This is a genomic window from Bradyrhizobium zhengyangense, assembly GCF_022012435.1.
In the GTDB taxonomy this organism is placed as follows: Bacteria; Pseudomonadota; Alphaproteobacteria; order Rhizobiales; family Xanthobacteraceae; genus Bradyrhizobium; species Bradyrhizobium zhengyangense.
The window spans coordinates 1-2,378 of record NZ_JAKLUA010000067.1 but is presented as its reverse complement, the minus strand read 5'-3'; the positions used below and the strand labels follow the sequence as shown (position 1 = coordinate 2,378).

The following is a 2,378-nucleotide window of genomic DNA, read 5'->3' as shown; positions in this document are numbered from 1 at the left end:
GCGGTCGACGCACTGAATGATGCCTTGGCCGCCGCCACTGGCGGGCTATCGGTCTGACGGTACTTCATGTAGAGCCTCATCTGGTGATCTGTGATGTGTCGGCCGGGCACGCGAGTGATTCCTCTTGGCGGAAGAACCACTTGCATAACCCCGCCGGCCGCGATCACCAGTCGGCGCGGTCCTCCTCGGGATCGCGCCGACGCTGGGCTCGTAACTCCGGTCGGGCTACGCCCTCCCTACGTCACGAGCCCAGCGAAACTCTCTCACCTTGATTGACGCTGCCTTCCATCCTGATCGCCGCGCGACAAACGCGCGATAATCCATTCATAATCCCGAAAAAAGGCCGCCGCCGGTTGAGATCAGCGACGGCTCCAACGTGTGAGTTTTTTCGATGATATTTTGCGCTAGCCGAGATCCATGATGATCGTGCGCGGTTAATGGCAGTTTAAGCGTCTACAATTGCAGCGGGAACTTGAGGGACAAAACTGAGCCATGAGATGTACAGAAGACAATTGCTCGTGCCCGCATGATCCATGTTACTAGCCGGGCGCGGACGGGTCCGCGCCCCCGCGCGTCGATGGGTCCCGGCCCCCCAACTCAGCCCCAAGCCCGGGACCGTCGTTTTGGCTATCGAAATTGGTCAAGTGGATCGTCAATCGCGCAACAAATTGCGCCACTTCTTTGCCCGCTATCCTCTGACGCAGGCGCGCGGCGCTCGCTTGCCCGCGTTGCGCACGCGCGAAGCTTCAGGCGAGAACGTCAAGTGCGGACGATCTCCAAGATGCACACATTTAACGTGTGAGGGTGCGGCAAGAGCAGCGACATTGCAGGCTGGCGGCTGCAAGGATTTCAGGCCAAGGCTCCGCGCGGCTTATCGACTGAAGATTCTAGAGGCCGAAGACGAGCAAGGAGAATAGCACGGTCGAAAAAATGCCTAACCCCACGATGCTAAACCTTGAATATGATGTCCACCATCATGGCACCCCCGTCTTCCACGACCAGACGGTAATACATTATGGGCTCGGTGTGATGTGCAGTTTGTGCCAGAGAACATCCGCTCGGACGGCCTACCAGGCCATGGAAGCGACGGCATCAGGCCAATAGCGGCAAGCGCCCACGTCAAAAGAATGACAGACCAACGTGCGGTCGCGTGCCAATTTAATGCTCCCTGCCTGTCGGAGGCGTCAGCGCGTTGAGCGTTCTCACACCATCGTCACAGGGCCAGCTTGGCTCATGTCCGCCTGCCTCTCGCCTGTAAACCTCACGCCAGCATGTTTTCGATCATCTCAGCCAGACTTTGCATCTGGAATGGCTTCTGAAGCGCTGCATGATGTTGGTACCCGTCGGGCAGACCGTTGGATCCGTAACCACTTGCGAAAAAGAACGGCAGGTTGCGAGCTATTAGCAGATCAGCGACGGGTGTGACGCGCTCACCAGCGAGGCTGACGTCGAGGACTGCGAAGTCCGCGTCGACATTCGCGGCGAGCCGGAGAGCCTCGTCAATCGACCCCGCCTCTGCGACGACCTTGTGGCCCAACTCATCGAGCATGTCCGCTATCATCATGCGGATAAGAACTTCATCCTCGACGAGGAGGACCGAGCTGCCGGATGCCATGTCTTACCTTTTGGGAGATGCTGAACATCAAAACCCGCGATCGAACCAAAGTTCTCTGCGGAGCACGACATCCAGGGCTGGTACGTTGCGCCAGCCCACATTGGTGCACTATTGCACCTTGGGACAGCGTAGAAATACGGGTCCGCGTCGGGTTAAAAGTTGACGCACCTGATGGCGGCGCGACCGAAAGATGAAGTCAGCGTGTGCTGAATAAACGAACCCAAAAAAGCCAGCTCAAGGAGCGGCTGGTCCTGCATCGCGCAGAAGCAAAGGGGACGCGGAGTATATGCGCTGCAGTCTCTCCAAGGCAGCGCGAGTATGAAACAGAGTCTGTTAGTCGCCTGTTTCTTCGATCTCTTCGATCGCCCGAGTCAAAAGCTGGATGGCGGCGTCAGCGCTAGGCTTGTGAGCACTTCCCATGCCGGACCCTTCCCATCACTTACTCAGCAATGCCTCACTACTACAGTTGCTACCGACAGCATACACACGCGGTAGTATAAATGAGGATTTCAGAATGTCCACTTTGAGTCATCCACTTCGATTTTGGCACGTCGCCGCTATGTCCGGTCTGGCCTCGACTGCTGACGTAGCGGACGCCATTGCGATCTTCGCCTTCGGGCCATTGCACAAAGTCGCTGCGCTCCAGCCCGCTGCGCGGGAGCAAGAGCCGAGAGGGCGGTAGCCAGTTGAGACGATAGTGGTAGCACTGGAGAGCCCCGTCCTGAGAATCGAGGTGTTGCAACCCTCACTCAGGAAGGAGCTC

General features: G+C 57.9%; 1 protein-coding gene. It reads right to left on the bottom strand.

Going from position 1 to position 2,378, the window contains the following annotated elements:
• Nucleotides 1-1,261 precede the first annotated feature (1,261 nt).
• A complete protein-coding gene (locus L6637_RS42145; RefSeq protein ID WP_237874444.1) occupies nt 1,262-1,615 on the bottom strand; it encodes a response regulator in 354 nt (117 codons plus the stop codon).
• Nucleotides 1,616-2,378: the final 763 nt, after the last annotated feature.

Excerpts from the sequence above, each read along its gene's own strand:
- L6637_RS42145 (WP_237874444.1), bottom strand. The coding sequence starts at position 1,615 with ATGGCATCCGGCAGCTCGGTCCTCCTCGTCGAGGATGAAGTTCTTATC.